At 63.5% G+C, this 4,471-nt stretch carries 4 protein-coding genes; 2 read left to right on the top strand and 2 right to left on the bottom strand.

The features are described 5' to 3' along the window. On the bottom strand, nucleotides 1-629 hold a 629-nt coding region (locus EN925_RS24550), incomplete at its 3' end, for a magnesium chelatase domain-containing protein (RefSeq protein ID WP_164894367.1). 174 nt (nucleotides 630-803) lie between these two features. Continuing rightward, nucleotides 804-1,745, bottom strand: coding sequence for a glutathione synthase (gshB, locus tag EN925_RS24545; RefSeq protein ID WP_127369626.1), 942 nt, complete (start codon nucleotides 1,743-1,745; stop codon nucleotides 804-806). Between the two features lie 300 nt (nucleotides 1,746-2,045). Between gshB and EN925_RS24540 the strand changes: the two genes are divergently transcribed. Beyond that, on the top strand, nucleotides 2,046-3,395 hold the full coding sequence (locus EN925_RS24540) for an EAL domain-containing protein (protein ID WP_013528600.1): 1,350 nt from the start codon (nucleotides 2,046-2,048) through the stop codon (nucleotides 3,393-3,395). Nucleotides 3,396-3,662: 267 nt separating this feature from the next. Further along, the gene (locus tag EN925_RS24535) at nucleotides 3,663-4,430 is read left to right on the top strand and encodes an SDR family oxidoreductase (protein ID WP_063169668.1); all 768 of its coding nucleotides are present in this window, start codon (nucleotides 3,663-3,665) and stop codon (nucleotides 4,428-4,430) included. Nucleotides 4,431-4,471 lie beyond the last annotated feature (41 nt).

Genomic DNA, 4,471 nt, shown 5'->3' with positions numbered 1-4,471 from the left:
CCGCCGGCGGCCGCCACTTCCAGCGCCCGCGTGGCGGTCTCCTGGCCCTTGATGTCGGCGAGGTCGGGCAAATCCGGCGCGGCGGCGTGGATGCCGGCCTCGGGGCGCGACAGCACCTGCGTGCCGCGAAAATGATTGGCGATGGCAATCAGGCTGCGCGGTGCCAGAATGTCGAAATCCTTTCCAGCCCAGGCCGCCTCAGGTCCGCAGGCGAACGGGCAGATCAGGCCTTTGCCCTCGGCATTGGCGGCGATCGCCGCCGGCAAGGCGCCGGCGACCGCGGCAATCGTGCCGTCGAGCGACAATTCTCCAAGTACGACATAGCCGGCCAGCATGTCGCCCGGAATGGCGCCAAGGGCAGCCATCAGGCCAAGCGCGATCGGCAGGTCGTAGTGACTGCCTTCCTTCGGCAGGTCGGCCGGCGCCAGATTGACCGTGACCTTCTTCGACGGCATCGACAGACCTGAAGCATGCAGTGCGGCCTGCACCCGCTCGCGGCTTTCGGCCACCGCCTTGTCGCCCAGGCCGACGATGTGCATGTTGACCTTGCCGGGCGCGATCATCACCTGCACGTCGACCGGCACGGCCTCGATGCCTTGGAAAGCGACCGTGCGAACCCGCGCCACCATTTCTTTGCCCCCAGGCCACAACCCACGCGATGGCCAAGAAATGGCCCCACGGGCAGACAATCACAAATCCTCGGTCAAATCAAGAACATTACGGGAACATGTGAGCGCGTGGGTTGCAGCCGAATTGAGCGCGGTTGCAAAAACGGAACATGGTTAAGACAAAATGAAAACGGCTTACCCGCGCTTGTCCTCGACCGCGTCCCAGAACAGGCTGGCGATGTCGGCGCCGCCGAAGCGTTTGACCTCGCGCACGCCGGTCGGCGAGGTGACATTGATCTCGGTCATGTAGTCACCGATGACGTCGATGCCGACCAGGATGAAGCCACGCTCCTTCAGCGACGGCCCGATGCGGGCGCAGATCTCGCGTTCGCGCGCCGTCAGCTCGGTCTTTTCGGCGCGGCCGCCGACATGCATATTGGAGCGGGAATCATGTTCGGCGGGCACCCGGTTGATGGCGCCGACCGGCTCGCCGTCGATCAGGATGATGCGCTTGTCGCCCTTGCGCACGTCCTTGAGATAGCGCTGCACGATATAGGGTTCGCGAAACATCTGGCCGAACATTTCCAGCAGCGAGGCCAGGTTGCGGTCGCCCTCCAGCAGATGGAAGATGCCGGCGCCGCCATTGCCGTAGAGCGGCTTGACGATGATGTCGCCGAACTCCTTGCGGAAGGCGGCAACTTCGAGTGGATCCTTGGTGATCAGCGTGTCCGGCATCAGGTCGGCAAATTCGGTGACGAAGATCTTTTCCGGGCTGTTGCGCACCCAGGCCGGGTCGTTGACCACGAGCGTCTTCGGGTGGATGCGCTCCAGGATGTGCGTGGTGGTGATGTAGTTCATGTCGAAGGGCGGATCCTGGCGCAGCAGGACGACGTCCATCTCCGACAGATCGGTGCGCACCTTCTCGCCCAGCGAATAGTGGCTGCCTTTCTCGTCGCGCACCTGCATCTCCTCAATGCGGGCAAACACCTTGCCGTCGCGCAACGACAGCCGACCCGGCGTGTAGTGGAACAGCTCATGGCCACGCCGCTGCGCTTCCAGCGACAGCGCGAACGAGGTGTCGCCGGCGATCGACACGGTGGAGATGTGGTCCATCTGGACGGCGATTTTCAGCTTCATGGCGGGTCTCCGGCGGCTCGGATGGACGACTGTCCTGCCTGTACAGGCTCACTGCCCGTCTGCCAATCGCGACCTTTTGAAGATTGGCATCAGCAAGTCGCAAGCTCGGCCCTGCCGGTCATTCCGTGACAGGAGCCAGGCTGCGCGTCCTCGTTGTTCCTTGAGCCCGAATGCACACCTCACATCGATCCTTCGAAACAGGTCGCGGTTGCCCATGGAAAATCGATTTCGCGATACGTTTCCTAAAGGGTTTGCTGCCAGTCTGAAAATAAATTCCGAAGTCACAAAACAGGGACACCGATGCAAACTTCGTTTGGCACCGGTCAGGCAAACAGGGAGAGCACGGATCTGGCATTCACCGATCCGTTGACCGGGCTTGGCAACCATCGCCGCTTCTTCGACAAGGTCGATCGGCTGATCGCCGACCGAGCCGACGATCCCGCGCCCTTTACCGTCGGGATTCTCGACCTCGACGGCTTCAAGCCGATCAACGATCTGTTCGGCCACAAGGCCGGCGACGACATCCTGATCCAGGTCGCGATGCGGCTGCGCGCCTCTATGGACGGCTATTCCACGGTCTGCCGCATCGGCGCCGACGAATTCGCTTTTCTCTATCCGATGGTATTCAGCGAGGACGCTGCGGCCGAAAAGTCGCGCATGCTGATCGAGATCCTGTCGGCGCCCTACGATGTCGGCGAACGCACCGCCAGGCTTTCGGCCTCGGTCGGCTGCTCGTTGTTCTATTCGGGCGACGAGACCACGGAAATCCTCATCAACAAGGCAGAGACGGCACTCTACCACGCCAAGCGTTCCGGCCGTGGCCGCGTCGTCGTCTACACCCGTGAGATGGAAGAAGCGGCCAAGCGCGTCACCCGCATCGAACAGGCGCTGCGCCGGGCTGTCTCGGCCGGCGAGGTGGAGCCGCATTTCCAACCCATCGTCGATCTCGCCACGCGCCGCACCATCGGCTTCGAGACGCTGGCGCGCTGGACCGACCGCGACCTGGGTTCCGTGCCGCCGACCGTCTTCATTCCCATCGCCGAGGAGCGCGGCATCATCGGCCCGTTGTCGCAGCTGGTGCTGCGCAAGGCGACGGAGGCCGCCAGAAGCTGGCCAAAGGACCTGTTCCTGTCGTTCAACCTGTCACCCTCGCAGCTCGTCGACCAGAACACCGGCCTGCACATACTGGCGATCCTCGACCGCACCGGCTTCGATCCGCGCCGGCTGGAGATCGAGATCACCGAGACCGGCCTGATGAACGACCCGGCCTCGGCCGCTCAGATCGTCGAGGATCTGCGCCGCGTCGGCATCCGCGTCTCGCTCGACGATTTCGGCACCGGCCAATCCTCGCTCGGCCGCTTGCGCGAATTCCATTTCGACAAGCTCAAGATCGACCGCGCCTTCGTCTCCTCCATTCTCGACGACAGGCCGTCGGAACACATCATCCGCGCCATTCTGGCCATGTGCGAAGGGCTCGGCATGGACGTCGTCGCCGAAGGAATCGAGCAGGAAGCGCAGGCCGATCGCCTGGTCCAGTTTGGCTGCGCCGGCGGACAGGGCTATCTGTTCGGCAAGCCGGTCGATGCCGACGCCACGCTCGGCTATCTCCGCGATTCCTTCCGCGGCGCCCTGCGCGCCAAGGCGATCTGACCGGCGGTCCTCCGCAATCCCCAACCCCGACGGTGCTGCCGTGCGCATCCGGTGCGGCGCATTGTCGTTTTGTCTGACATAAGCCCTGAAATTCGGCGGTTCGCCCTTGCCCGCGCGCCTTGCGTGGCTAGGATGCGCGCCGATCACGCTACGGCGCCGCGCGTCTTTCAAGACGCGCAAAGGACGCTGTAGCATTTAACATTTGCGCATGATCCCTTTCCGAAAATCGATCCGATTTTCGGGGTCATGCGCTGGGAGACAACAACGATGATGCCATCGGCGCATTTTGCCGACCTCGAAGGAGCCTCGGTGCTGATCACCGGCGGCGGCTCCGGAATTGGCGCGGCACTGACCGAGGGTTTTGTGCGCCAGGGCGCCAATGTCGCCTTCATCGACATCGCCGACGGCCCAAGCACAGCTCTTGCCGACCGCATCGAGAAAGAATTCGGCCGCCGGCCGCTCTATCTCAAGACCGATTTGCGCGATGTCGAGGCCCTGCGGGCGTCCGCCGCGAAGGCTGCCGAGGCGCATGGCGATGTCACCGTGCTGGTCAACAATGCGGCCTGGGACGAACGCCACGCCGTCGAAGACGTGACGGTCGAGTTCTGGGACAACAACCAAGCCATTAATCTGAGGCCGCATTTCTTCACCGCGCAAGCGGTGGCGCCGGGCATGAAGCGGGCCGGCGGCGGCTCGATCATCAACTTCACCTCGACGTCCTATCTGATCAACCACCCCGACATGCCGTCCTACACGGCCGCCAAGGCCGGTATCCTCGGTCTGACCAAGGGGCTGGCCGGCAAGCTCGGTGTGGACGGCATCCGCGTCAACGCCATCGCGCCCGGCTGGGTGATCACCGAGCGGCAGAAGGAGCTCTGGGTGACCGAACAGGGGCTTGCCGCCCATGTCGCCAAGCAGTGCATAAAACAGGTGATGCAGCCCGACGACATCGTCGGCACGGTGCTGTTCCTGGCCTCGGACGCTTCGCGCATGCTGACGGCGCAGATGCTGATCGTCGATGGAGGTTTCCTGTGAGCCAAGCCGTCATCGCCGCGGCGTTCGGCAAGCATCTTGCC

Source organism: Mesorhizobium sp. M7A.F.Ca.US.006.04.2.1 (assembly GCF_004022915.1).
Classification (GTDB): Bacteria; Pseudomonadota; Alphaproteobacteria; order Rhizobiales; family Rhizobiaceae; genus Mesorhizobium; species Mesorhizobium ciceri.
The sequence above is the reverse complement of the archived record's forward strand: the minus strand, read 5'-3'. Positions and strand labels throughout refer to the sequence as shown.

What these genes read in the sequence shown, in the direction of transcription:
- EN925_RS24540 (WP_013528600.1), top strand. Translation starts at nt 2,046, where the DNA reads ATGCAAACTTCGTTTGGCACCGGTCAGGCAAACAGGGAGAGCACGGAT.
- gshB (WP_127369626.1), bottom strand. Translation starts at nt 1,745, where the DNA reads ATGAAGCTGAAAATCGCCGTCCAGATGGACCACATCTCCACCGTGTCG.
- EN925_RS24535 (WP_063169668.1), top strand. Translation starts at nt 3,663, where the DNA reads ATGATGCCATCGGCGCATTTTGCCGACCTCGAAGGAGCCTCGGTGCTG.